27 protein-coding genes and 1 other annotated feature are annotated in these 23885 nt (G+C 45.6%); of the genes, 11 read left to right on the plus strand and 16 right to left on the minus strand.

Going from position 1 to position 23885, the window contains the following annotated elements; translation table 11 throughout:
* Positions 1 to 3: 3 nt before the first annotated feature.
* The 4 genes from FHS17_RS21620 to FHS17_RS21635 all read right to left on the minus strand — a co-directional run bounded on the left by FHS17_RS21620 (position 4) and on the right by FHS17_RS21635 (position 4984).
* On the minus strand, positions 4 to 924 hold the full coding sequence (locus tag FHS17_RS21620) for a metal ABC transporter solute-binding protein, Zn/Mn family (protein ID WP_167280581.1): 921 nt from the start codon (positions 922 to 924) through the stop codon (positions 4 to 6).
* 328 nt (positions 925 to 1252) lie between these two features.
* The gene (locus tag FHS17_RS21625) at positions 1253 to 3304 is read right to left on the minus strand and encodes a peptidoglycan D,D-transpeptidase FtsI family protein (protein WP_167280510.1); all 2052 of its coding nucleotides are present in this window, start codon (positions 3302 to 3304) and stop codon (positions 1253 to 1255) included.
* A 20-nt stretch (positions 3305 to 3324) separates the two neighbouring features.
* On the minus strand, positions 3325 to 4479 hold the full coding sequence (locus tag FHS17_RS21630) for a transglutaminase domain-containing protein (RefSeq protein WP_341805888.1): 1155 nt from the start codon (positions 4477 to 4479) through the stop codon (positions 3325 to 3327).
* Positions 4480 to 4525: 46 nt separating this feature from the next.
* The gene (locus FHS17_RS21635; RefSeq protein ID WP_167280512.1) at positions 4526 to 4984 is read right to left on the minus strand and encodes a hypothetical protein; all 459 of its coding nucleotides are present in this window, start codon (positions 4982 to 4984) and stop codon (positions 4526 to 4528) included.
* A gap of 165 nt (positions 4985 to 5149) precedes the next feature.
* Between FHS17_RS21635 and FHS17_RS21640 the strand changes: the two genes are divergently transcribed.
* The 3 genes from FHS17_RS21640 to FHS17_RS21650 all read left to right on the plus strand — a co-directional run bounded on the left by FHS17_RS21640 (position 5150) and on the right by FHS17_RS21650 (position 7056).
* A complete protein-coding gene (locus FHS17_RS21640) occupies positions 5150 to 6313 on the plus strand; it encodes an MFS transporter (RefSeq protein ID WP_167280513.1) in 1164 nt (387 codons plus the stop codon).
* A gap of 128 nt (positions 6314 to 6441) precedes the next feature.
* Positions 6442 to 6561, plus strand: a complete 120-nt coding sequence (locus FHS17_RS21645) for a dihydroorotate dehydrogenase (protein WP_139230780.1) — start codon at positions 6442 to 6444, stop codon at positions 6559 to 6561.
* 141 nt (positions 6562 to 6702) lie between these two features.
* Positions 6703 to 7056 (plus strand): toprim domain-containing protein, encoded by a 354-nt coding sequence (locus tag FHS17_RS21650; protein WP_167280514.1) that lies wholly within the window; start codon positions 6703 to 6705, stop codon positions 7054 to 7056.
* On the opposite strand, the gene FHS17_RS21655 is transcribed toward FHS17_RS21650, so the two are convergent.
* The 3 genes from FHS17_RS21655 to cyoE all read right to left on the minus strand — a co-directional run bounded on the left by FHS17_RS21655 (position 7034) and on the right by cyoE (position 9567).
* The gene (locus FHS17_RS21655) at positions 7034 to 7972 is read right to left on the minus strand and encodes an AEC family transporter (protein ID WP_167280515.1); all 939 of its coding nucleotides are present in this window, start codon (positions 7970 to 7972) and stop codon (positions 7034 to 7036) included. The genes FHS17_RS21650 and FHS17_RS21655 overlap by 23 nt on opposite strands.
* 3 nt (positions 7973 to 7975) lie before the next feature.
* Positions 7976 to 8596 carry an SCO family protein gene (locus tag FHS17_RS21660; RefSeq protein ID WP_167280516.1) on the minus strand — a complete coding sequence of 207 codons (621 nt, stop codon included), beginning with the start codon at positions 8594 to 8596 and terminating at the stop codon, positions 7976 to 7978.
* Between the two features lie 95 nt (positions 8597 to 8691).
* Entirely contained in the window at positions 8692 to 9567 is an 876-nt protein-coding gene (gene cyoE / locus FHS17_RS21665) for a heme o synthase (RefSeq protein ID WP_341805889.1), read from the minus strand.
* Between the two features lie 342 nt (positions 9568 to 9909).
* Between cyoE and gerQ the strand changes: the two genes are divergently transcribed.
* Complete coding sequence (gene gerQ / locus FHS17_RS21670; RefSeq protein WP_167280518.1) at positions 9910 to 10476, plus strand: spore coat protein GerQ; 567 nt, start codon at positions 9910 to 9912, stop codon at positions 10474 to 10476.
* A gap of 3 nt (positions 10477 to 10479) precedes the next feature.
* On the opposite strand, the gene FHS17_RS21675 is transcribed toward gerQ, so the two are convergent.
* The gene (locus FHS17_RS21675; protein ID WP_243865470.1) at positions 10480 to 10737 is read right to left on the minus strand and encodes a hypothetical protein; all 258 of its coding nucleotides are present in this window, start codon (positions 10735 to 10737) and stop codon (positions 10480 to 10482) included.
* Between the two features lie 176 nt (positions 10738 to 10913).
* Between FHS17_RS21675 and FHS17_RS21680 the strand changes: the two genes are divergently transcribed.
* Positions 10914 to 11900: a metal-dependent hydrolase gene (locus FHS17_RS21680; RefSeq protein ID WP_167280520.1), complete on the plus strand. Its 987-nt coding sequence runs from the start codon at positions 10914 to 10916 to the stop codon at positions 11898 to 11900.
* Positions 11901 to 12040: 140 nt separating this feature from the next.
* On the opposite strand, the gene FHS17_RS21685 is transcribed toward FHS17_RS21680, so the two are convergent.
* On the minus strand, positions 12041 to 12268 hold the full coding sequence (locus FHS17_RS21685) for an alpha/beta-type small acid-soluble spore protein (protein ID WP_167280521.1): 228 nt from the start codon (positions 12266 to 12268) through the stop codon (positions 12041 to 12043).
* A 131-nt stretch (positions 12269 to 12399) separates the two neighbouring features.
* Here FHS17_RS21685 and FHS17_RS21690 point away from each other — a divergent pair, with 131 nt between their 5' ends.
* Positions 12400 to 12582 carry a DUF5325 family protein gene (locus tag FHS17_RS21690; protein WP_167280522.1) on the plus strand — a complete coding sequence of 61 codons (183 nt, stop codon included), beginning with the start codon at positions 12400 to 12402 and terminating at the stop codon, positions 12580 to 12582.
* Positions 12583 to 12624: 42 nt separating this feature from the next.
* Here the strand turns inward: FHS17_RS21690 and trpS are convergent, their stop codons facing one another.
* The gene (gene trpS / locus FHS17_RS21695) at positions 12625 to 13614 is read right to left on the minus strand and encodes a tryptophan--tRNA ligase (protein ID WP_167280523.1); all 990 of its coding nucleotides are present in this window, start codon (positions 13612 to 13614) and stop codon (positions 12625 to 12627) included.
* Between the two features lie 69 nt (positions 13615 to 13683).
* Positions 13684 to 13951, minus strand: a binding site (T-box leader).
* A gap of 155 nt (positions 13952 to 14106) precedes the next feature.
* On the opposite strand from trpS, the gene FHS17_RS21705 reads away from it, so the two are divergent.
* Entirely contained in the window at positions 14107 to 15132 is a 1026-nt protein-coding gene (locus FHS17_RS21705) for a permease (RefSeq protein ID WP_167280525.1), read from the plus strand.
* Entirely contained in the window at positions 15129 to 15554 is a 426-nt protein-coding gene (locus FHS17_RS21710) for a DUF1980 domain-containing protein (protein WP_167280526.1), read from the plus strand. Before FHS17_RS21705 ends, FHS17_RS21710 begins: the two co-directional genes overlap by 4 nt.
* A 60-nt stretch (positions 15555 to 15614) precedes the next feature.
* On the opposite strand, the gene FHS17_RS21715 is transcribed toward FHS17_RS21710, so the two are convergent.
* Positions 15615 to 16022, minus strand: coding sequence for an O-methyltransferase (locus FHS17_RS21715; protein WP_167280527.1), 408 nt, complete (start codon positions 16020 to 16022; stop codon positions 15615 to 15617).
* Positions 16023 to 16264: 242 nt separating this feature from the next.
* Here FHS17_RS21715 and FHS17_RS21720 point away from each other — a divergent pair, with 242 nt between their 5' ends.
* Entirely contained in the window at positions 16265 to 17530 is a 1266-nt protein-coding gene (locus tag FHS17_RS21720) for a methyl-accepting chemotaxis protein (RefSeq protein ID WP_167280528.1), read from the plus strand.
* 366 nt (positions 17531 to 17896) lie between these two features.
* Positions 17897 to 18706 carry a polysaccharide deacetylase family protein gene (locus FHS17_RS21725; RefSeq protein WP_243865471.1) on the plus strand — a complete coding sequence of 270 codons (810 nt, stop codon included), beginning with the start codon at positions 17897 to 17899 and terminating at the stop codon, positions 18704 to 18706.
* A gap of 28 nt (positions 18707 to 18734) precedes the next feature.
* Here FHS17_RS21725 and FHS17_RS21730 read toward each other — a convergent pair whose 3' ends face one another.
* From FHS17_RS21730 to FHS17_RS21745, 4 genes are all read right to left on the minus strand, one after another.
* Positions 18735 to 19370 (minus strand): 3D domain-containing protein, encoded by a 636-nt coding sequence (locus FHS17_RS21730; RefSeq protein WP_167280529.1) that lies wholly within the window; start codon positions 19368 to 19370, stop codon positions 18735 to 18737.
* Positions 19371 to 19490: 120 nt separating this feature from the next.
* Entirely contained in the window at positions 19491 to 20288 is a 798-nt protein-coding gene (locus tag FHS17_RS21735) for a CAP domain-containing protein (protein ID WP_167280530.1), read from the minus strand.
* A 377-nt stretch (positions 20289 to 20665) separates the two neighbouring features.
* The gene (locus tag FHS17_RS21740) at positions 20666 to 21685 is read right to left on the minus strand and encodes a Gfo/Idh/MocA family protein (protein WP_167280531.1); all 1020 of its coding nucleotides are present in this window, start codon (positions 21683 to 21685) and stop codon (positions 20666 to 20668) included.
* A gap of 39 nt (positions 21686 to 21724) precedes the next feature.
* Positions 21725 to 22492 carry a sugar phosphate isomerase/epimerase family protein gene (locus FHS17_RS21745; RefSeq protein WP_167280532.1) on the minus strand — a complete coding sequence of 256 codons (768 nt, stop codon included), beginning with the start codon at positions 22490 to 22492 and terminating at the stop codon, positions 21725 to 21727.
* Between the two features lie 367 nt (positions 22493 to 22859).
* Here FHS17_RS21745 and FHS17_RS21750 point away from each other — a divergent pair, with 367 nt between their 5' ends.
* Entirely contained in the window at positions 22860 to 23087 is a 228-nt protein-coding gene (locus FHS17_RS21750) for a 3-dehydroquinate dehydratase (protein ID WP_167280533.1), read from the plus strand.
* A 69-nt stretch (positions 23088 to 23156) separates the two neighbouring features.
* Here the strand turns inward: FHS17_RS21750 and FHS17_RS21755 are convergent, their stop codons facing one another.
* Positions 23157 to 23840: a hypothetical protein gene (locus FHS17_RS21755; RefSeq protein WP_167280534.1), complete on the minus strand. Its 684-nt coding sequence runs from the start codon at positions 23838 to 23840 to the stop codon at positions 23157 to 23159.
* Positions 23841 to 23885 lie beyond the last annotated feature (45 nt).

Below are 23885 nucleotides of genomic sequence, written 5' to 3' on the forward strand. Positions count from 1 at the left end.
CGTTTATCGCAGTGCTCGAACAACCGTATCCACATTATGCTTAACCATTCCGATATACGTGCCTTCTTCTGTACCGGCTTCTCCCATCGCATCAGAGAACAGCTCTCCACCGATCTTAACTTCATGTCCCATTGATCGTGCGCCTTCGATTACCGACTCAATCGCTTTTTTCGGAACACTGGACTCAATGAAGACTGCTTTGATTTGTTTCTCAACCAGGAAATTGCGAAGGGAGCTAACATCCTTAGAGCCATACTCTGACATCGTGTTCATTCCCTGCAGACCCGTTACCTGAAGCCCATACTCATCACCGAAGTAGCCAAAGGCATCATGAGCCGTAACGAGGATTCGGCTTGCTTCCGGGATTGTAGCAATTTGCTCGCGAACATATTGGTCCAGCTCCTCCAATTGTCCGATATACGAAGCTGCGCGCTCTCTGTATCCGTCAGCATGATCAGGATCCTTCTCGATTAGGGAATCCCGGATGACTTCCGTTGCCGAAATCCACATCTTCACATTGAACCAAATATGCGGGTCATGCGACTGACTCCCTCCACCAGGGAATGCTCGCAGCTGTGACTCCGGTATCCGTGAAGAGATAGCGACCGTAGGCTTTCGCTTCTCCAGCTTCTCGAACATCTCAGCCATTTTCCCCTCCAAATGCAGTCCGTTATAAAAAATAATGTCCGCACGGTCCAGCTTCTTCACATCACCATACGACGCTTTATATAAATGGGGGTCTACTCCAGCTCCCATCAGGCCGGTCACCACAACATCGCCGCCTCCTACTTCCTTCACCACGTCTGCAATCATGCCTGTCGTGGCGGTAACCTTAAGTTTGCCGTCGCCTGCACCTCCGCCATTCTGCACGGCTCCACAAGCCGTCATTAGAAGAACACTGACTACCAGAAATAAGATCGTCATAATAAATCGCTTGATCGCGGAATTTGTTTTCTTGGATAACTGCACTTCCTGTTCCCCCTACCCTTATGTTTTGCCTGGACGAACATTAGTTAGCTTAACGCCTCTTTGTTTATACTATTCAAAAGTGTTTCTCTGATGCAACTTTTTACGAAATTTAATCGAAAAAGTTTCAAACAAGCGTAAACAACTTCGCCGTCCTTAGGAGGCGAAGTTTTGTTTCGCGGTGAATTATAAGCTCTGGATAAAGAAAACTTATACTTTCTTATAACAAAAAAGCTGTTCTTAAAGATTCTTTTCGAATCTTCAAGAACAGCTTCTTTTTCGTTAATTACGGCTGATTTGTTGTATCTGTTGTGCCCGTATTCGCCGTGTTGTTTGCTTGATCCTTCAGCTTGCCTGGTGTACCGTTTAAGCCAAACTCATAATCGTAAGCATCAAAGATCTTCCGTGCAATTGGAGCAGCGCCCCAGCCGCCGAATTCACCGTCTGGTATAACTACTGCTACAGCAAGTTTCGGATTCTCTCTTGGCGCATACGCGATAAATACCGCATTATCCGCGCGTCGTCCAGCTACATCGGATTGAGCTGTACCTGTTTTTCTCTCATACGTATACGTTACGCCCTCGAAGCCTTGTACGTTAACGCGCGACATGCCATTTTCGATTTCTGCCCAATAGTTATCAGGGAATTCGACCGTATTCAGCACTTCCGGCTTGAAGGTCTGAACGACATTCCCGTCAGTATCTTTAATTTCATTGACGAACTGCGGCTTCATCCGTTTGCCATGGTTGGCAAGCATCGCAGTATATTGTACCAACTGCAGTGGTGTATAACGCGCCTGCTGGCCGAACGCTGCCCGCACCAAGGCTGATTGAGCGCTGGCTGTTTCTGCTTCATGGTAGTAGTCGATGGTACCTTTGGATTCGCCTCGTAGACCGCTGCCGGTCAAGACGCCAAGTCCAAACTCCTTCATATAGCTGTCCCAAACATCTACACCTTTTTTGCCGTTATATTTCTTATACATCTGATTCCCGACCATCGCCGCCATAAATGGATTCGAAGAGTGAGCAATAGCAGATGCTGGATCAAGCAGACCGTAAGCATGATTCGAAGCATTACCAATACGTACTTGATGCCCTTCCGCACCAAAGAAGAATGCGCCGGTATCGTTATACGTGCTTGATGTTGTAAACAGTTTCTCTTTGAGGCCAATCAGGATAGACAATGGCTTCATCGTCGAGCCCGGAGGCACAAGGGAGGATGGATGCTGATTCCGCTCCTTGTCTGTCGCATATTTTGCGAATACCTCTTTAATCGTTCCGTTGTTAAGTGCGGATTCAAAGTTAGCATAATCCTCACTGCTGATCCTGCCGCCAGCGAAGATATTCGGATTATAATCAGGCATACTTGCCATAGCAATGATTTTGCCTGTATCAACTTCCATCGCTACAGCATAACCCGTCTTCGCATACTCCGCACGCTCACTCTTATTAGTTGACGTGCTGATCTTGTGAATTTGATCCATAATTGCTGTTTCAGTGGTTAATTGAACGTTACGGTTGATCGTCAAATACAGATCATCACCCTTTTGCGGATTCGTAATCTGTACGGGACCAATAATACGCTCCGCATTGTTAACCGGATACGTCTTCAAACCATTCTTACCGCGCAATATATCCTGATACATATACTCTAGGCCGTCGAACCCAACATCCTCTTCATCCAGATATTGCAGCTGAGCATTATCTTCCTCGCCTTTCTCCTTATAGAAGTCCAGCGATTCACGAACACCTTTAAACTTTTTCAAATAACCAACTAATTGAACCGCAACGGTATCGTTACTGTAGTTACGAACACTTTCTTCTACAATATCAATGCCCTTGAACTCTGTGCGATGCTCCATAAAGTAGGCGATTTCCTTTTTGGTTAGACCAGATTTAATCCGTCTAGGCGTAGATATCGTGTTGATCCTGAAATCTAAATCCATCTGCCGGACAATATCATCTACCGTCATGGCTTTCTTAGGATCTTCATCACCCAATCTGTTAAATACGTCTGCAAGTTTTTCTGCGATCGCTTCAGAATCATCCTTCTTAAAGTCAGGGGAGATTGTAAAATAGAGCGATTGCGTCGAAGTCGAATACGCAATTGGCGTACCGGACGAATCATAAATATTGCCCCTAATCGGTGCAATTTTTACACTTCGCGTGCTCTTCTTGCTGCCTTGTGCGCTTAGCTTAGGTCCATCAACAAACTGTAAAATTGCAAGCTGAATAATAAGTACGCTAAAAAGTCCAAATACAATAAAAAAGAAAAAGTTCAAACGAAACGAGAAATGACGCCGATTCGTTATTTCCCGTTTCTGCGGATCATCATGCAAGCCAAGTCACCTCATCTAAATTAAGTTGCGAGAATATGTGTTGCTTCAAAGCCTGGCGAATTAAACCAATCGCCAGAGGACGCCCAAGTGGCATCAAGTGGAATCCAGGTTCCGTTCTTGCCTCCAATTTGAACTTCATTCCAAGCATGAGGACCGGAGCCTCCCCGCCCATCCAGACCAGTTCCGGTAACCACTTTTACTTCAAGACCAGAAGCACGGGCCATGACGGCGTAAAGTCTCGCCACATCGATACAGACACCTTTGCGGGTATCAAACGTATCTTGCGGATTCTGTTCCTTCCAAATCCCGTTCTCTACATAATTATCTGCTTTGTCCCAGTCATACGCAATCCGACTGCCCAGCCAGTCATACAAAGCACGAGCCTTCTCTTCCTCTGTAGTCTTGTCCTTTGTAATTTGAAGGGCCGCTTGCTCAATACCCGCCGGAATGTTGTAGTCGACAATTTCGTATTTACGCTGCAATACGTTCTGGAACTCCGCTTGCACAGCCTCGGCAAGCACAGGTCCGCGATCAGCCAGCATATCTCCCGCAACCGGCTCGAGTACGGCAGATGCCTTCATGTATAACGGCGATTGTTGGATCAATCCCGACCCTATGCCGTTTGGCGAGAGTGATACATAAATAAACAACGCTGCTACAAACACGAAAGCACGTCCCGCTCCATGAACCGTACCAAATACAGCACCTGCTGCACGGCTTGCTGCACCTCCGCCAGGAAGACGTTCTATGCTCTCATGTCTGCCCGGACGCTGCCGACTTGCGAACAAGGTCTCGAGCAGCGGCGAAAGGAATGATGCAACGAACCGAAGCAGCAGATAGGCGGCAAGGAACAGAATACCGTATCTTAATAAGGCGAAATCCCGCAGACTTGTAATAAACGTATACCAAGCCTGCGAAGTTGCACTAAGCTCCCGCTGCGGTATTTCTACATGAGCGCTAAGCCAATCTGCTGCCCGAGGAGATAGGCTGCCAGCGATTTGTCCCGCAAGAACAAGACAAATGATAATGAGGATCCCATCCCAAACAAAAAAGAAAAGACGCCTCGCTGAACCCGACGCGCCTCTTCTCATTCCTTGCAGCAGCGAACCGAGCAGAAGGAGAAGAACGATCAGCGAGACCGGTTCCCATACCGTCCCTGCGCGAATCCATTCCATCAAGTTCACCCCTCCTTGCGTCTTACGCTTTCTTATCTAACTATATCTATACTTTGCCATTCGCCTTCGCTTGGTCAATAAGCGCCTGAATGGTCGTATCAATCTTCATCGTGCCAACTGATTTGCCGTGAAACTTTACATTAACTTCGCCTGCGCCTGGTACACCAGTCAGCTCCAGATTCTCTGTCTTTACAGTGAAGGTACCATCCGAATTAGAGGTGAATGTCGCTTTTTCTACTTCACCAGCCATCGCCGATACGGCTTCCTGCTTCAAGCTGTCGATCGCCTGCGTGCCAATTGATTTCACATCATCAAGGGTATATCCGCTGTAAGCAACTATACCGACAATAATTACAAGTACTAACGCCCATTTCACGAAAGTCTTAACGACTCGAATGATAAAGAGCAATACAACAAGTGCAATGACGAGCACAAGCCAATGGTCTTGTAAAAAGGTGCTCCAAGTATCCCAATCATAACCGGAAAAATCAAAGTAATTATCCAAAAAAGAATCCCCCCTATTATAACTCGTGCAATGTCCTATTATCAAACATTATAACCCACCCATAATATGCCGTAAACGTAAGGCTCCTCATTCGATAGAGACATATCCTGTCCATCTTTTACGTACAAGTAGATTAAGATGTTTTTCGCAAGGAGGAACAGCCTGTTGAAAACCGCAATCTGGCTTTATTTATTTCTATTCGTCGCGTTCTTTGATCTGCACGCGCAGTATCCGATTCTTACCCCATTCGCGATCTCCCTAGGGGCTGCCCCCTCCTTCATCGGTTTGATGATGGGGATGTACTCCATTACTCATTTGCCTGGGAACATCATGGCTGGGTATGGGGTTGACCGGTTCGGCAGCAGGCTGTTTATCGTCTTCAGTCTTATGGGGGCTGGTATTGTACTGCTGTTCCAATCCCAGGTTACCGATCCTTGGCAGCTGCTTGTGCTGCGTTCGATCAGTGGATTTGTACTAGCCTTCCTATCTCCGGCCTGCCTCGCTCTGCTCGCACGCATCTCTAATGACCGCACGCAGCAAGGGAAGTTTATGGCCGGTAATGGACTTGTCCATACGCTGGCAACTGTCGTATCGCCGGCGGCTGGTGCCTATATGGTCGCAAAGATCGGCTTCACAACCGCCTTCTATTTGCTCGGCTGGGTGCTAGTCGTTACGGCCGTCTGTGCCTTATTTTTCATTCGTGACATTAAGGCACAGCCAAGCAACGAGGAGCAGGAGCAGAAATCTAAAGGCATCAAACCAGCTCTCGCCGAGGCTACTCCCATTCCATGGCTTGTTTACGCACTGCCTGTTGGGATTAGCTGCGCACAGGGCATTCTCTCTTTTGAGCTTCCACTTATGTCTACCTCAGCTGAAGGAATGATGGAGACAGGGCTGCTGTTCTCTGTTGTCAGTATCGGCGCCTTAATTACACTAAGTATGCTGTTCCTCAATAAGCTCTCTTCTTATTATCGGACGTTATGGGGAGCGCTGGCACTAGCTCTTGTCTATTTTGTAATCGCCGCACATACACCGTTGCCTTTCGCTTTACTTCTGTTATTCGTCGGGATGGGTAAAGGGATCATCCTTCCTGCTATCTCCACACTGCTTATCGAGCTTAGCGGGGGAGCCCGGTACGGTCGAACCTTCTCGGTCCTGTCGATTGCTTATTCGATCGGAGCCTTCCTCGGCCCGATGCTTGCCGGCCAGCTGCGTGACGTTCTATCTCCGTATTATTTGGCCTTTCTAGGACTGATGATTGGTGTCTCTATCTTGCCTTTCCATCGGAGAAGAACTACGCTCACACCCATTTTTCCTAAATCTAGGTGAATACACATGGCCACTTGCTCCCCCGGGCATATAATGCACTATGTCATGAGGCCATCAACAAGAGCGGATCCACAAAGGAAGTTCCCGGTCAGCATGACTTTGAAGCTTGCTAGAGAGGGGTGACTTAGATGTCTGAAATTCATGTTTCACCTGTAAGCGATCATCGCGGAGGCGGCTTTAACAATGTGGGGTCCATCCTCGTATTGTTCATCCTGCTCGTAATCATCATCTGCACAATCTGCCATTAAGATTCCCCTTTGAATACAATGAAAACGGGACGGAGCCCATGCTCCGTCCCCTTTTTATTAGGAATCTTTTTCTTGCTCACAAGGAGCGAATTTGGCTACACTACACATAAGAACCTATAGAATAAAAGGCTGGTGACTGCAATGGATATCGCTATTATTGTAGAGGGCAAAAACGACAAAAGCCGTATTCGCCGAGTACTCGATGAAGCAGTACCAATCTTCTGCACCTTCGGTACGCCTGGTACCCTCCAGCTTGAGAAGCTGCGTAAGCAGGTAGGCAGCAAAGACGTATTTATTTTCACAGATAATGATTCCTCCGGCAAGCGGATCCGAGGTATTCTCCGGGACCTATTCCCTGATGCTGAACATATCTATACCCGCCGAGGTTATCCGGGTGTAGAACATACGCCTGAGGATTACCTCATTGAACAATTTGAAAAAGCCGGTCTCGAGTCGTACATCCAATATCCTGTTAAATATGAAGAAGGAATATAACAACAGCAACGGTTATGATGCTGAGCACGGTTGAAAGAAATACGGTTTGTGAAGCAAATTCAGGCTCATTGTCGAACTCTACAGCCAGCAGGACACTGCTTAGTGAAGTCGGCACGGATGAAGACACGATTAAAGCGGCCGCCATCAGATGATCAATGGATAAGAAAAATCCTAGTCCCCAGACTACAAGGGCCGCTAATGCTGGTCCAACGACAAGGCGTAGCCCGTTCGCGAGCAGGACATTTTTGATCAGAACCGGGTTAAGCTCCCACTTCATATTACCAAGCTGCACACCAAGCGTAACAAGCGCTGTACCAATAAAGGCATTTGACAGATAAGTAATAGGTGTTACGATCGGCTGCGGCAATTGAATCTGAAACCCATGAAGCAGGAAGGCGAGCGGGATCACATAAATAATAGGCTGAGACATAATGGTCCGCATCGTTGCCCGCAAGCTCATCTTATGAGCATTCACACTATAAATCCCATATGTATTCGGCAGCAAGGACTGGGTCACCATCACGATAATTTGAATCGATAAGGTAAAAGGATTAGCAGCAAAAGCAAGCTGGTTAAGCGGAATCCCGTAATTCGCACTGTTATAGAACAATACGCTGTTGCGCATCGCCCCGCGCATACCGCCCTCAAGTCCCCTTAAGCGGACAACCGACTCCACAATAACAGCCTGTAACATCATAAATATGACTACAAACAGGAGCACTTGCCCGATCAAGCTCGCGGATATGTCCGTTGTATACAGCAGATTAAAGATGACCGATGGAGAAAATACATAAAAGTTCAGCTTCGATAAGGTTTTGATATCCAATGAAAAAAGCCGCTGCATTGTGAAGCCAACAGCTATCATCAATGTGAGCGGCAGTACGTTACTCCATAATATGTGCCAAAAGATATCCATCGCTTATTCCTTCGCAAGCTGCTTCAAATCCGTTACCATACTTTCAGGTGTCAGAGATTCGTCGCTGCCGTTGATCCATTTGCGTATTTGGCCTTTCTTATCAACGAGCGTAATAACATTCATATGTATATAGGTATTAGTCTTCTCATCCTTGATGACATCTGCTCCAAAATCCCTTGCAAGCTTCAGCGTTGCCTCTTCATCCCCGCGCAGGAACTCCCAGCCGCCTTCAAGCTTCGCAAAGTTACGTGTAGCGAAATCTCTAATAACTTCTGGTGTATCCGTTACCGGGTCAAATGTAATCGAGATGAGTTCAACCTTTGATCCAAGCAGTCCTTCCTTCTGAAGCTGATCCTCAACCTCTGAGATCATGAAGGTAGTTGGAGGACATACATCCGGACAGCTCGCATAATAGAAATAAACAAGTCGGGCTTTGCCATTTGTTGAGGCAAGTGATACCTGATTGCCATCAATGTCGGCCATCTCGAAGGCCGGTGCAGCCTTCTGCACCGGCATGGAGCTGGTCCCGCCGCTTGAATAGTTCGTTATGAATAAATAAATGCCCATTGCCAAACATAGCGCCAGCACGGCGAGTTTAAAGCTATGTTTTTTTAGAAATGCCATAAGTTCTCGTCCTTCCCTTAAAAGAATTACCGCACAATTGGCCAGTCTTGGCCAGTTTCGATGATTCTTACTTCGAAAGCATTAACTTGAGAAGATTACTTCACGGTATTTGCCATCATGACGATAAAGATCACCATCAAATAATTAACGGAAATAAGGAAGTTAACCTTCGCCCATTTCTCGGTATTTTCAGCCTTAATTCCTCGAATCGTATGCACAGTCCAAACAATCCCGGCGATTACAGACAATATCAGGAATACAATTCCTGTGTACCCATAAGCATACAGCAGCACGCAAGTTGGAATTAGTAATACGACATAAGGAATCATTTGCAGCTTCGTCCGTTTAATCCCCTTCACAACGGGAAGCAACGGGAAACCAGCTGTACGGTACTCTTCTACCCGGCGAATAGCAAGCGACCAGAAATGCGCCGGCTGCCACAAGAACAAGAAGGCGAACAGGAGCCATGCCCCCATATCTACTTCAGTCGTAACCGCGCAGTAACCAAGTACCGGAGGCATTGCCCCGGAAATACCGCCGATTGAGGTGCTCCAAGTCGACGTACGCTTCAGCCAAATTGTATAAACAAAGATATAGACAAACCAGCCTAAGAATCCAAGCCAGCCGGTAACAGGATTAACAAGGACAAACAATATCGTAAGACCAACAATCCCAAGCACAATACCATACCCCAGAACAAAACCAGGCTGTAGACGGCCTGTCGGCAATGCACGATCTTTCGTCCGCTCCATCTTCTGATCAAGCTCACGATCCCAATAATTATTAATAACACAAGCGGAACCTATTGTAATCGCTGAGCCGATGACGACCCATAGCAGCTTCAACCAGTCAAAATCCCATTTGGAAGCGACCCAGAAACCGCCTATCGCAGCAAATACATTAAGCCGGAGCAGCCGTGGTTTGGTTAAGGCAATTAAATCTTTCAACACGAAGCGAGCCTCCCGAGTTATGCAACAAGGCACGCCTTCACGCGCCTATACATTTTCATTGATGAATCGTTTTTAATCATACAGAAAAATAGGTGCTGTGACAACGTCAGGCGCCATTGTTCATCATTTCGCCACTCAAATTGTGACAATAAATCAGGAACCCTTTTGCCCACCTTTCAATACTATAGGTATGTAGTCAAGTGCCCAACTCTTTAGATGATGAAGAGAAGTGAAGGGGCAACACATATGGCAGTCATCAAAGTAAATGATGAACAGTACTTCTTCATCCCAACTAGAGATGATTGTCCAAGAGTATACTGATAGGCCAACAAATTCCAAAGATTGAAAGCGAGGATCAACAGCATGTCTTATGGTTATGGTTACAAAAACGGTGTAAGCCCGGCAAGCACGGGAGGTTATGGTGGCGGAGTCAGCCCGTTTGCAGGTGGAGGTTACGGTGGATTCCCATCCGTTCTTCCTGCCAGCACAAATCCTAACATGCCAATGCAGATGCCAATGCAAATGCCAATGCAAATGCCAATGCAAATGCCAATGACAGGAACAATGGGTGCTCAATCCCTTCCAATGGTACCTAATGGCTCAGTCGTCACCCCGTCAGGTGGCAATATTGTTGCCGTTCCGGTCATCGAAGAGTCCTATGTAGAGAACATTTTACGCCTCAACCGCGGTAAACTAGCCACTTTCTACATGACATACGAGAACAACCGTGAATGGAACGCCAAAGTATTCCGTGGCATCATTGAAGCAGCCGGCCGCGACCATATTATTATTAGCGATCCTTCCACAGGCATGCGTTACCTGCTTCTGTCATTGAACTTGGATTATGTAACTTTCGATGGCGAAATCAATTATGAATATCCATTCCAAGGCGGAATGATTACGAATACAACACCGCTGGCCCAAGGCTAATGACTAACCGGCATTCTCGCTAACCCCCACTGGCTTGAATGTCCATACATGCATTTTGTCCGCACCGCCCGGAATCCATTCGGCAATGCGGTACCAAGGAGAACGCTCATTGCAGCGTTCTTTTTTTATGGCCTCAGCTTCCTCTTCCGTGCTGGCTGACCAGATCTCAACAAATAAGTTGATTTGATCTGTTCCTTCATATAAATGGACGTTATTCCCCGATTCCTTCATTAATGTATCTGCATAGGCTAAATAATCCATCCTATTCTCCGCAGCTATCTTATACTCAGCAAAACATATGTACATGCTTGTCATTAACCCCTTTCATTTGCCACTGATAAAGTGAAGCTTCTCCGTTGATACTACATCATAATTGAAACCAAATGATCTGCTTTATGTGTGTAGTTCATCTGTAATTCATTTTAGGAGGTCTAGCTGTGGACACAGGCACGCATCTTGTCATGGGCATCGGACTGGCCGGACTGGCCTGTATCGATCCTGTCGTCGCTAATAACACATCCATCTTCACCGCCGTCTTAATTGGTACCATTGTCGGCTCGCAGGCCCCGGACTTTGATACCTTCCTCAGGCTGAAAGGAAATGCCAGCTATATTAAGAACCATCGCGGCATCTCACATTCCTTGCCGGCCATCGCCATATGGACGATTGTCATTACCGGTCTTCTGCAGTTATTTTACCAAGGAAGCCTTCCCTGGCTGCATATCGGATCGTGGGTACTACTCGCCGTATGCATTCATGTCTTCACTGATTTATTTAATACTTATGGAACCCAAGCGATGCGCCCGTTTACGGAAAAGTGGATATCATGGAATATTATCCATATCTTTGACCCGGTTATATTCGCTACCCATGTCGCTGCTATTCTTATCTGGGCGTTTGGATTAGCTAATCCTGTTGCCATATTCCCGGTCCTGTATCTGTTCACCATCTTCTATTATACATGGAGAACAATCGCACACAGAAGCACGCTTCGTAAGCTGCCTTCCCTTGATCCACAGCCGGACGGGACAAAAGCCTATGTTGCGATACCCACCATTTCACTGTCTCACTGGAACATCGTCAAGCGTGCAGCAGATGGAAGCTTTACGATTGGCGATCTGCGAGGCGGTAAGCTGAGATGGTTGGACAGCGTTCGCTGCTCCGATCATCCTGCCGTTGCCAAATCAAGGAATGATAATGCGATCCGATCATTTCTCTATTTCACAAAATTCGCATGTGCAGAAGTCAAAGAGCATGACTGGGGTTATGAGGTCCGTTGGTCTGATGTCAGATACCGCCATCGCAAGCAATATCCGTTCGTCGCTGTTCTTCTCATGAATAAGGAATATGAAACGGTTGGCTCTTATGTCGGATGGTTAAGTGACGATCGATTAATGAAGCGGCTGCGTATGAATACCTATTAGCTAACTTGACGGAGGAAAGCCCCTGGCGCACAATAGAAGGGGCTTTTCTTTTGTTGGTGCCTCGAAAAACATCGAAAAAAGCTCAAGGGGATTAACCCTTGAGCTTTGGCTTCCTCTGAAGCATTGTGTATTAACAACGATTAGCGGAAGTTGCCGTTGCCGCCGGACAATTGTTGTTCAGCGATTTGGACAAGTTTCTTAGTGATGTATCCGCCAAGCGAACCTGCTTCGCGAGTCGACACGTTACCATAGTAACCGTCTGCTGGGATTTGTACGCCAAGCTCTTGTGCTGCTTCCATTTTCATTTGGTTAAGAGCTGCTTGTGCTTGTGGAACCACCAATTGATTGCTCGATTTGTTGCTAGCCATGCTGATAATCTCCCTTCAGTTGAGCACTGTGATGTGTTTTGCAAGCTTGCAAACTTATTATGAGCATGTTGGCGTAAATTATGCTAACCTCAAAAAATAATATTAAGGATCTATAAAGGAGAGTTAAAACCTTGTCTAAATCACTATCTTTGTTCTTTGCCATTGTCTCGGTTCTGCTTATGTGTGCCACTGCAATCTCAATGTCTTTCAACGCATGGCTGGCTGTTTTATTTGGAATTCTCACGTTGTTTATGATCGGAGGCGGCTTTGTAGTGAAAGCGAGATTACGCCGCAAAAACGAAAACAAAGGCTGACGCATATTGCGCCAGCCTTTGTTTTTTATTATCCGCGATTTCTTATCCGCGAGGTGCCAGGAAGCCCATTTTCTCTTTTACATCTGCAAGCGTACGGTCAGCCAGCTCCGATGCACGTGCTGCGCCTTGCTTCAAGATTTCATGGATTTGACCGGATTCACGAATCGCTTTATATTTTTGCTGCAACGGTTCAAGAACACTTACAACATGCTCAGCAAGATCCTTCTTGAAAGGTCCATACCCTTGTCCCTCATAACGCGCTTCAACCTCGGCAATGGAAATATTAGCACAATGCGAGTAAATGCTGATCAAGTTGCTGATCTCCGGTTTGTTTGCCGGATCGTATTTTACTTCGCGGCCGGAATCGGTGGTTGCACGGCTGATTTTTTTACGAATAACACTTGGCTCATCAAGAAGCGCAATAAAGCTTCCCACATTCGGGTTACTCTTACTCATCTTCTTGCTTGCATCATCAAGTGACATGATCCGTGCGCCAATCTTAGGAATGTACGGCTCCGGAATTGTGAAGTAATCACCAAAGCGTGAGTTGAAGCGGTTTGCAAGGTCACGAGTTAGCTCCAAGTGCTGCTTCTGGTCATCTCCGACAGGTACTAGGTCCGCGTTATAGACAAGAATATCTGCAGCCATTAGTGATGGATACACGAACAGACCTGCGCCAACTGAATCTTTACCCGCAGACTTATCTTTGAATTGCGTCATACGCTCAAGCTCACCCATACCTGTAAGGGTTGTTAAGATCCAGCCCAGCTCTGCATGTGCACGCACATGGGATTGTACGAAGATATTGGCTTTCGCCGGGTCAATACCCGCTGCGATAAAGAGCGCTGCTACAGACTCCGATTGTTCGCGAAGCATAGCTGGATCCTGCGGTACAGTGATCGCATGCAGATCCACGACCATAAAGAAGCATTCTTCCGTTTCCTGCAGCTTCACAAAATTTTGCATTGCGCCGATATAATTGCCCAGCGTAAGCTGACCGCTCGGCTGAATGCCTGAAAGTACTTTTTTCATTGATTTCGTCCCCTTTTCTATTCTGAATAATCATCAACCTGCGTATATGAACGCAAAAAATCCCCCGCCGCAAGGGACGAGGGACCGTGGTGCCACCCTAATTTACTTATTGTCTGCGCATCCATTCACTAAAGGAATGCGTCTTAGCCAATAAGCCTTCATTGTTCCGTAACGGGGAACTGCCGGAGAAGCATTGGCAGCGCCTTAATAGCTTGGCTGCTTTCCGCTTTCCGCTCCAGGATCCATTCAGCAATCAGGCTTGCACTGGTTTGCACCTTCCACCAGTTCTCTGTCCGCATTAACACCTGAGCTTACTTGTTCCCATCATCGCATTTCGTATCCTGATTATAGCGCAATTCGCTACCATCATGTCAAGCCTCTTCCAATTCCAATCTCCTGCTTCATCCTTTAAAAAGTTGTCCTATCCGGCAAATGATCCGCATAAGCTGTTTATCATCGTTATCTTTAATGGTAATAAAGAGAGGTTGGCCTATGCTGAACTTGTTATTCCGATTCGGGACACCGATGCTCGCCATCGGCTGTCTAGTCATGATCTGCCTTATTTTAGCCGGACAACCCTGGTCGCTTGCTTTATTATTGGAATCAGGCGGCGCACAGGAATTCAAGATCGTATTTTTAAGCATTATATTAGAAGCCTTTCCATTCATTCTGCTTGGTGTGATCTTCTCAGCCCTGCTTCAGGTATTTGTAACCGATGAGATGATTCAAAAGCTGACTCCAAAACATCATATCGTAGGCATCCTATTTGGCGCTTTGCTTGGTCTGGTATTTCCGTTATGTGAATGCGGTATGATCCCCGTTGTAAGGCGATTAATCCGCAAAGGCATGCCTGCTTATATCGGAATTGTGTATTTGCTTGCTGGACCTATTATTAACCCTATCGTCTTTACATCCACTTATGCTGCCTTCCGCGCAGAGCCACAGATGGCTTACGATCGGATTATCATTGCGTTTATCGTAGCCATTGTCATCGGTCTGCTGCTTCATCGATTTATGAAAGGCAATCCGCTGAAAGAAACTGCAGTAAAACATGAACATATCCATCATCATCACGATCATCCAGAAATACATGAGTCGGTTAAACCAAGCTGGGGTTCACGCCTGTCCGCCACACTTGGCCATGCATCGGATGAATTTTTTGATATGGGCAAATATTTGATATTTGGTGCTCTGTTAACAGCCGTTATTCAATCCTTCATTGACCGACAGGCATTTGAGTCTGTTGCCAACCAGCCTGTGCTGTCTTATTTCTTCATGATGGGGCTAGCCTTCCTGCTCTCGATCTGCTCAACCTCAGACGCCTTTATCGCAGCATCGTTTGGCGGCATGTTTGATCGTGGTCCACTGCTTGCATTCCTCGTATTTGGGCCCATGATTGATTTAAAAAATCTGCTGATGATGCTGTCTGCGTTCCGGACAAGAATCGTCCTGTCCATTGCCGTTATGACCTTTACTCTTGTCCTGATCAGCGTATGGCTGCTGGAGGTGATTAGGTGAACCATAATTGGATACGGGCAGGTTTTCTTTCCGCTTTTGCTTTCCTTATTATCTATCTCGACAGGCTAGGCCAATTGTCTTTATACCTCGCACCCCGTATGGAGCTTTACGTCAAATTGTCCGCAATTGTACTTAATGCGGCTGCCGTTCATCAAGCCTTTCTCGCTCTGCGCTTAAAAGCTCATTCTGACGATTGTACAGAATGCAGCCATGATCATTCTCATCATCATGATCATCATTACCACGATCACGATCATGACCATGACCATTCGATGTCTCCCTTAAAAAGCATCCTTGTCTATGGACTGTTCCTGCTTCCGCTTCTGCTCGGATTTCTGCTTCCCGCAGCGGCGCATGACCATGAGGTTAACAGCGGAATACCACATCTGCATTCGGGTCAGATACCTAAGGCTGAAAAATGAACATAAGAAATGAACATAAGAGGCCGTGCGGTTAATTTCCGCACGGCCTCTTATGTGAAATTAAAAATCAAAACCTCTATTTTGCTTCGGTTGTTGGTATCGATAGCTCCAATTCGATGTATTGTAATTGGATTCGTAGCAGATGCTAGCCGACCAGGTGCCCGTGTTTTGCCGGACAGCGAAATCGTACACGATCTCACCATGAGTCCAATCTTTCCGCAATTTCAAAGCATCAATCGCAAGTTTGCGAAAATCTTGAACTTGAGTCGGGGTCATTCCTCCCTCATCCTCTTGCTCCAATTTACCATTTTTACTTTCAATTGGATTATGCCGAAGTGCAAATTTGCCTACTACGTTATTCCTAATAAGAATGTGTACCGTCCCTCCAACGGCATGGGTAAGCTCTTCTTCTAATTGACGAAAAACAAAATCAACTTGCCGTGCCAATGGCATAGCATCTAAATTCATATTATTTCTCCTCCTTTCTACCCTTAAAATATGGAAACTAGATGTTTATAACTAGTTCTTAGGTCTGATTATAAAATCTTTTCTATTAATTGACAATATAGTAATTTATGTTTTTTCGAAATTATCGTACAATTACATATTTTTCTTTATCAAATGTTCTCTCGATCTTATTCGACATTTATAGACCAATTTTACTGCTGATGCTATAATATGGTTATTCTATTAAAAGGAGCGCTTACATAATGAGCCAATGGTACTATTCATTATCGATTAGAGGTAAGCTGTTGACTTCCATTTATTTTAATTTGGCGCTAGTGGCAATTGCACTAAATTTAGTTATTCTGTTAAGCGGCGGCTCCTTCCTTGCAGGCATTATTGTAACGGTGGTATTGGCAATCGTTGCTTATCCAACAGTTGGTTTTATCCAAAGAGCACTGAGCTCTTCGTTTGAAGAAATGTCGAATGCGGCATTTCGAATTTCGAAAGGTGATTTCACACAAAGAATTGACAGCGCTTCAAATGCATCTCTTGGCGAAGTTGGACATGCCTTCAACAGCATGGTAGACAAGCTTCGCGATATTCTTACGGAAACATCTAATATTACAAGACATGTATCGGAAACAAGCCGCAATATTTTTGATAAAAACAATCATATCCAAGTAGCTATGGAGCAGGTTGCTGCCTCTTCCAACGAACTTGCTACTGGGGCTAATGAAATTTCCGAGGATGTCGCTGACATGAGCGAATCCATCGCCGAGATCGAGAAGAAAGTCGCGAACTATGCGAACGCTACGAAAGAAATGAATGAACGCTCTGAATTCACTTTAAGCCTTGTCGATAAAGGCCGTGAAGCACTCGAAGCGCAGTCCGAAGGGATGCGCCGCAACGTGGAGGCAACTGAGAAGGTTTCCGAGACGATTACGGACCTCGCCCGTAAGGCACAAGGCATTACAGCGATGACGACCGCAATCTCTGATATTGCTGAGCAGACTAACCTATTGTCGCTTAATGCTTCCATTGAGGCGGCCCGTGCCGGCGAGCATGGTCGGGGCTTCGCAGTTGTTGCACAAGAGGTTCGTAAGCTTGCTGAAGAATCAACTGCATCAACGAAAGAAGTATTTGGTCTGGTGAAGAGCATTGATCAAGGCATCAAACAAACGATCAATCATATGAAGGTTAACGAAGAGGTTGTTAAGATTCAGACGGAGCGTATCCGCGAATCCGAAATGGTCTTCTCTGAAATTGTGCAAAGCGTCCAATTCATCACGCGCCAAATCGCGGCTTTCGCAAGCGAGAGTGATCAGATGCTGGACAGCGCGCGTAAAATTTCCGACGCCATCCAAAATATCTCTGCGATTACCGAGGAATCTGCTGCTGGTACGCAGCAAGTATCTGCATCGATGAACGAGCAGATTTCTTCCGTCCAAGCCGTTGTCCAAGAGACAGAACGGATGCTGAATATGGCAACTCAGCTTCAACGCACAATTCAAGTATTCAAAATGAAATAGGGGGTTTTATTAGTCCCTTTGTATAGGCTATATGCAACCTGCGCATTCGAATGTTCTTCCGACCGCCATTGCTCGAGGATTCCTTTGAATTAGCGAAGTAAGGTTGGAATCCTCGAGCAAAAGCGAACGCTAAAAGCTTTCTGAAGGAAAGCTACTTCGTAAGCATCGGCTGCTTCTCCAGAATCATTCGAACTGCTCCTTTTGCATTAACCTTTATACTAAAATTTACGAATAAATGAGGAAGCCGACGTTAGCGGTGCATGGATAACCCATGCACCGCTATTTTTTGCAATTTTCATCGTGAATGATCCCTTGTCGTTCGGGAAAAATAGCCCCACAGACTACATAAGAATGGGGGCAAGAAAAATGTCGCGAATGCCGAACTCGGGCCTGCTCGGCAGAAGCAGAAGATGGGTTGTTTTTGTACTGACAATTATATTGCTGCTTATATCAGTGGAACAAACGAGCGCATCTTCCCCATCACAGCCGAAGAAAAAACGTTCGGCGGATATGTCCTGGGTAAAGATGCATAAGCAATTCCCGAATGCCTTTATCGTCAATGGACCAAGAAACAGCAAACGTGTGGCTTTAACCTTCGATGACGCACCGGATCCACGGTTCACGCCACAAATTTTAGATGTACTTGCCAGCTACGATGTATGCGCAACATTCTTTGTTGTTGGCAACCGCGCAGCCAAGCATCCTGCTCTTGTCCAGCGTATTCACCGTGAAGGGCATACTATCGGCAATCATTCTTATAATCATGCCGTCATGTCCCAGCTCAAGGATCGTGATTTTCACAGTCAAATTTGGAAAACAGATGCTATCGTCAGCAGCATCATTGGGTATCACCCCCGATTCGTGCGGCCGCCTTATGGCGAAATGCTGCCAGCACAGGTAGCCTGGTCAAAAAAGAGCGGCTATACCGTCGTGAATTGGGATGTTGATTCGGTGGATTGGCGGAACAACCCTTCCAGTACTTCAATTCTTCGCAATATTAAGAAGACATTACAGCCTGGCTCCATTGTTTTACAGCATGCAGGTGGTGGTTACGGCCAGGATCTCTCCGGTACGATACAAGCTCTGCCGGTTCTAATCTCACAGCTAAGACAGAAAGGTTACCAGTTTGTAACGCTCCCCGAGCTGTTAAACCAATCTGCTGCTAAAATAAAATAACCGGAAGCCCATTCGCCTCCGGTTACTCTTATTTCAAGACATATACTTTTACATTTTGAATACCAAACTTACTCGCTTGCGAGGAAGAACCTGGCACGTAAATATCAATATGATTACCTTTGATTGCACTGCCAACATCAGATGCTGTAGCAACCATACCATCTGTAGGCAGACCGTTGTAAGTATAGCCTGTAACATATAGCTTTGTACCAAGCGGGATCACTTTAGGATCAACGGCAACTGTACCTACTTTAAGCTTATTGCCGAAGTAATCCAGACCTGCCCATCCGCCATTCTCTGAAGCAGCACCGCTGTATGCCGTTGCCTTTACAGTCAATTGCTTGCTGAAGGTATGAATCGTTCCTGCTTTATCCATCACGCTTTGCGCGCTAATCGTTTTCGCCTTCGCCGCAGCATCTGCTTTAACTGTTGCAGTTGCTGTAGTTGGAATCACGATCTTAAGTCCAGCATAGACGTTCGAAGCACTAACCTTTGAATTCACTTGCATAAGCTTATCAACCGAAACATGATATTTCTGCGAGAGCTTCCAAAATGTATCGCCCTCAACAGCCGTATGTGTTTTACTGGCCGCATGAACCGATCCTGTGGCAATTATAAGAGATAAGCCTAGTACTGCCGTAGTAAGCATCGAAGCTTTCTTCATATGTGTTGTCCCCCTGGTTTTCTGCGTATTCTAAGTACCTTTGTTGCTAAAAAGAAAGCGTCAGGCGGATACGCCTGACGCTGCGTGTTTCCGAAATCATTTTTATTTACTGGTCATGAATTAGCCTGTGAATTCTTGAACCCACTCGCCGCTCACATAAGCAACGCCGATTTTTGTGAAGTTACCGCTAAGAATGTTAGCACGGTGACCAGCACTGTTCATCCAAGCTGTCATTACTTCTGTTGGCGATTTTTGACCCATGGCAATGTTCTCACCAGCGTAGCTATAAGTCACTCCAAACGATTTCATCATGTCAAATGGCGAACCGTAAGTTGGAGAGTTATGATCGAAGTAGTTGTTATCGTACATGTCTTTTGCTTTTGCAGTTGCAACTTTAGTCAAGAGTGCATCAGATGTCAAAGCTTTAAGGCCTTGTTTCGCACGCTCTTGGTTAACAAGAGTAACCACTTGTGCTGCAAACTCGCTTTGGGATACTGTACCGCTGCCTGTGTTGCCTGTGTTACCAGTACCTGTGCTAGGTGTTGTTGGCTTTGTTGTGTTACCAGTACCTGTGCTTGGTGTTGTTGGCTTTGTTGTGTTGCCAGTACCTGTGCTTGGTGTTGTTGGTTTAGTTGGCGTTGTAGGCTTCGTTGTGTTGCCAGTGCCAGTGCTAGGTGTTGTTGGCTTAGTTACTTGTGTAGGCAATTGAATTGTAATGCCGCCGAAAGTAATTTTGCTCAAATCAATACCGTATTGCTTTGCAATTTCGTTGATTTGATCCATCGAAACGTTATTTAAGTTGGAGTAAGTCTTCACAGCTGGTGCTGCACCTACAGTTGGAGCCGTTACACCTACTACACTGATCAACGCTGCTGCTGCTATGCTTGCGACACCAACTCGTAATGTTTGCATCTTCATGAAATCATCCTCCTAGGATTGTATATTAGAATAATTGCTTATTTGGCTTGGCTAGTTAAGCACTTGCCCTCCGACGCCACTTATCGTAACATGCCTTTCAGCCCTGTTTCATGACACAAAAACTGGCAAGAAGTGCGTTTTCACTGTAAAAACAGGGGGTTGAGCATGTTTATGAGAAAGTGCTCACTTTTCAATAACAGCGCAAAATCAGGCGGGCATTGAACGTTTCGATAAAATGTCTGAATATTTCAACTCAATGTCCGCAGAAACATTAGAATCCTTTTAGAAAGCGTTTTCAACTAGTGAAAAACAAAAGAAACTCCTCTTGCAATCACCTGATAAGGCGATGCTCTGAGGAGTTTCTTCTAATAAAGTGATTAGTTCACTTTGATGAACTGGCCAGTTGCTTGCGATTCAAATGCGCTAAGAATAACCTTCAACGATTTACGGCCTTCTTCACCCGAAATAGCTGGTACGGTGTCATTAACGATCGAATCGATGAACTCATCAACAATGCCGCTCGACAATTGCTTAGTGTTTGTGGAGATTTCGCCCACTTTATGCTTATCAATGGAACCGTTACGAAGCTCAACAATAACTTGATCTTCTGGATGTGTACCGATTTTCATAACGCCTTTTTCACACCACAGAACTGTGCTGTTGTCTTCACCTTTGTAGTAAGTCCAGCTTGCAACAAGGGATCCGATTGCGCCGCTTTGCATACGAACGATAACGTTTGCGTTGTCGTCTACATCGCCTGGTTTGTCAATTGTTGCGATAAATGCTGCTACTTCAGATACTTCATCGTTCAACAGGTAACGGATAAGGTCGGATTTGTGTACGCCAAGATCGCCCATAGCGCCCATGATTGCTTCTTGCTTGCGGAAGAACCAGCTGCCTGCACCGTCGATGCTCCAGCCGTCTGGACCTGGGTGGCCAAACGATGTACGGAACGTCAATACTTTGCCAAGAACACCGGAATCAAGGATTTGTTTTGCTTTCACGTGTGGAGGCATCAGACGTTGGTTATGTCCAACCATCAGCTTCACACCGTTTTTCGCTGCAGCTTCGTTCATTGCTGCCGCTTCTTCGTCTGTAACTGCCATTGGCTTCTCAACCAGAACATGCGCGCCAGCGTTCGCTGCTGCAATAGACATTGGAGCATGCAGATAGTTAGGCGTACATACACTTACTGCGTCCGGTTTAATCTCAGCCAGCATTGTTTCGTAATCAGCAAAAGCTTTGCCGCCGTGTTTCGCTGCATACTCTTCAGCACGCTCGATCACTGGATCAACGAAGGCAACAAGCTCTACATTGTTATTGTCTGCATACTCAGGAATGTGACGATGTTTGGAGATGGAACCACAACCGATTACTGCAACTCTTACTTTACTCATTATTTTCCCCTGCCTCTTTTATGTTTGAAAAAACAATTATTAGTTTAGATAGTTTGCTTTCAGCCAGTTGATGCTTGATTCAACGGATTGAAGTGGCGGATTCGCACAACGGTCTTGTTCGACGATAAGCCATTTCACATCAGATTGCTCCGATTGTTTAATGAGTGGCAGAAGATCCAAATCTCCGTTGCCAAGCTCAACGGTATCGATTTCCGCTTTTTCTGTATTTTTAACGAAGTCTTTCAAGTGAACAAGCGGCAGTCTGCCAGCGTATTTCGCAATGTATTCAAGCGTGTCGCGGCCCGCATATTGTACCCAGCCAAGATCCATTTCAACTTGCAGAAGGTCTGCACTAATTGTCTCATAGAGCTTATCGAATACAATTTGTCCATCAATCTCAACTTCAAATTCAAACTCATGGTTATGATAGCAGAAAATAATGCCTTCTTCTTGGAATCGCTTACCGAATTCCGCGAAGCTTACAAGATGCTTCTTCCACGCTTCAGCATCACGTACTTCAACAGGAAGCCAAGGGCAAATAGCGTATTTTGCTCCGATTGTTTTCAGATAAGCAATTTCCTCTTCAATCTTTGTTTCCAGATTGACAAGAGGTACATGGTTGCCGATTGCAATCAGGTTAAGCTCATCTAGCAGCGCTTTCATTTTATCGGCAGGAATATCTCCGTAGCCAGCAAATTCAACACCTTCATAGCCCATAGCTGCAACTTGACGCAATGTACCTTCGAAGTCTTGAGCGGTTTCTTCACGAAGCGTATACAATTGTAAACCGATTCCCGGACGTGTCATTCGTTAAGCACTCCTTTTATCATATAATCATGTAATTCATTATAACTGTCTGTTTATTGTAGTCTTACGATTATCATTATACGGGTAATGGGACATAGAAAAACAGTTGTCTTATTACTCTTTTCTTATGCGATTTTGTCATTCTTTTGAGTAAACTCGATTCCTCCGCTAGTCCGGATGACAGATTTTGGAGTCATTTTCCGCATAATTGTAAAGAAATCATAACCAAAATTTAAGATTATCTTAATCTTTATCCATTAGAATAGGATCAAACAGTAAGCTAAATATTATTCAGACGAAACTTTCTGCTTGTTTGATTCGTATAAATGATATCAAAGCCTATTAATGGAATGGAGGCATTCTCTATATGAAAACAATGATTTTATTTAATAATCGTACAATTCCCGTTTACTTAACCGATACAAATAAAAAAGCAATCGAGAAGTTATCCGACGTGCTGAACCGCAAACTTACAACAGGCAAAAATGCCTTGAAAAATTGCATCAAATCTTTAATTAGCGTAGAGATTGTCGGCAGTGAAGCGACGCTCCATTCGTTATATGAGAAAGACAGTCTTACGATCTCCTTGTATTAAGAACAACGAAAGATAACATAGCTTAACGATAAAAAAGGAAGAAGCAGCCCACCTGCTTCTTCCTTTTTGTTATTTTGTAGTCGTTTGCTGCTCGTCTGCTGGCTGCTGGCCATCGTGAGCTCCGCCATTTTGGAACTGCCCACGGCCGCCGCCGCCAAATCCTCCGCCAAAGCCGCCAATCCGAATGGATTCAGCTTCCTGCGTATCATCTTTCAGCTGCACAGTAATAATGTCATCTGCCTTTAAGTCCGCAAGTGTCTTATCGGTTTCGGTCATTTTACCGTCTGCAAAGGTTGCCGATATGATCTTCGTTGAGTCAGTTACCGTAATATCCATCGTTTCATCCGAGAACATATTCTCCATGTTCCTCTGACGATCGCCAGAAGGAGCTTGTCCATTCCCAGAAGCTGCTCCAGCATCGCCAGCAGAAACATTTCCTGTGTCGGCAGCATTACCAGCTGGTGCATCACCTTGCGGAGGTGCACCATTACCGCCCATTCCGCCTCCCTCAGGACGTTCGAAAGAAGATTTATAAATCGTAATCGTCTGTCCGTTTATCGCTTTGATCTTCCCGATGGTTCCCATCATTGCTCTGCCTTGCCCTTGACCTTGTTGAGAACCTTGCTGCTGGTCTTGCTGTACAGCTTGACCACTAGCCGTCGTATTTGTCGTTGTATCTTCCGATTTGGAGCCGCAGCCTGTCAAGGCTACCGCGATTACGACACCACTTAATGTGATTTTCCATTTGTTCATCTCACGTGTTCCTCTCTGTCCCATTTTGATTGCATTGTAGCAGAT

Origin of the sequence: Paenibacillus lupini, assembly GCF_011761355.1 — a bacterium.
Classification (GTDB): domain Bacteria; phylum Bacillota; class Bacilli; order Paenibacillales; family Paenibacillaceae; genus Pristimantibacillus; species Pristimantibacillus lupini.

Coding starts and splice junctions, on each gene's coding strand:
- FHS17_RS21730 (WP_167280529.1), bottom strand. CDS start 19,370: ATGAAGAAAGCTTCGATGCTTACTACGGCAGTACTAGGCTTATCTCTT.
- FHS17_RS21745 (WP_167280532.1), bottom strand. CDS start 22,492: ATGACACGTCCGGGAATCGGTTTACAATTGTATACGCTTCGTGAAGAA.
- FHS17_RS21750 (WP_167280533.1), top strand. CDS start 22,860: ATGAAAACAATGATTTTATTTAATAATCGTACAATTCCCGTTTACTTA.
- trpS (WP_167280523.1), bottom strand. CDS start 13,614: ATGAAAAAAGTACTTTCAGGCATTCAGCCGAGCGGTCAGCTTACGCTG.
- FHS17_RS21725 (WP_243865471.1), top strand. CDS start 17,897: ATGTCGCGAATGCCGAACTCGGGCCTGCTCGGCAGAAGCAGAAGATGG.
- FHS17_RS21655 (WP_167280515.1), bottom strand. CDS start 7,972: ATGGATATCTTTTGGCACATATTATGGAGTAACGTACTGCCGCTCACA.
- FHS17_RS21630 (WP_341805888.1), bottom strand. CDS start 4,479: ATGGAATGGATTCGCGCAGGGACGGTATGGGAACCGGTCTCGCTGATC.
- FHS17_RS21755 (WP_167280534.1), bottom strand. CDS start 23,840: ATGAACAAATGGAAAATCACATTAAGTGGTGTCGTAATCGCGGTAGCC.
- FHS17_RS21650 (WP_167280514.1), top strand. CDS start 6,703: ATGGATATCGCTATTATTGTAGAGGGCAAAAACGACAAAAGCCGTATT.
- FHS17_RS21715 (WP_167280527.1), bottom strand. CDS start 16,022: ATGAATTTAGATGCTATGCCATTGGCACGGCAAGTTGATTTTGTTTTT.
- gerQ (WP_167280518.1), top strand. CDS start 9,910: ATGTCTTATGGTTATGGTTACAAAAACGGTGTAAGCCCGGCAAGCACG.
- FHS17_RS21685 (WP_167280521.1), bottom strand. CDS start 12,268: ATGGCTAGCAACAAATCGAGCAATCAATTGGTGGTTCCACAAGCACAA.
- FHS17_RS21660 (WP_167280516.1), bottom strand. CDS start 8,596: ATGGCATTTCTAAAAAAACATAGCTTTAAACTCGCCGTGCTGGCGCTA.
- FHS17_RS21740 (WP_167280531.1), bottom strand. CDS start 21,685: ATGAGTAAAGTAAGAGTTGCAGTAATCGGTTGTGGTTCCATCTCCAAA.
- FHS17_RS21675 (WP_243865470.1), bottom strand. CDS start 10,737: ATGGATTATTTAGCCTATGCAGATACATTAATGAAGGAATCGGGGAAT.
- FHS17_RS21620 (WP_167280581.1), bottom strand. CDS start 924: ATGACGATCTTATTTCTGGTAGTCAGTGTTCTTCTAATGACGGCTTGT.
- FHS17_RS21735 (WP_167280530.1), bottom strand. CDS start 20,288: ATGAAGATGCAAACATTACGAGTTGGTGTCGCAAGCATAGCAGCAGCA.
- FHS17_RS21645 (WP_139230780.1), top strand. CDS start 6,442: ATGTCTGAAATTCATGTTTCACCTGTAAGCGATCATCGCGGAGGCGGC.
- FHS17_RS21705 (WP_167280525.1), top strand. CDS start 14,107: ATGCTGAACTTGTTATTCCGATTCGGGACACCGATGCTCGCCATCGGC.
- FHS17_RS21720 (WP_167280528.1), top strand. CDS start 16,265: ATGAGCCAATGGTACTATTCATTATCGATTAGAGGTAAGCTGTTGACT.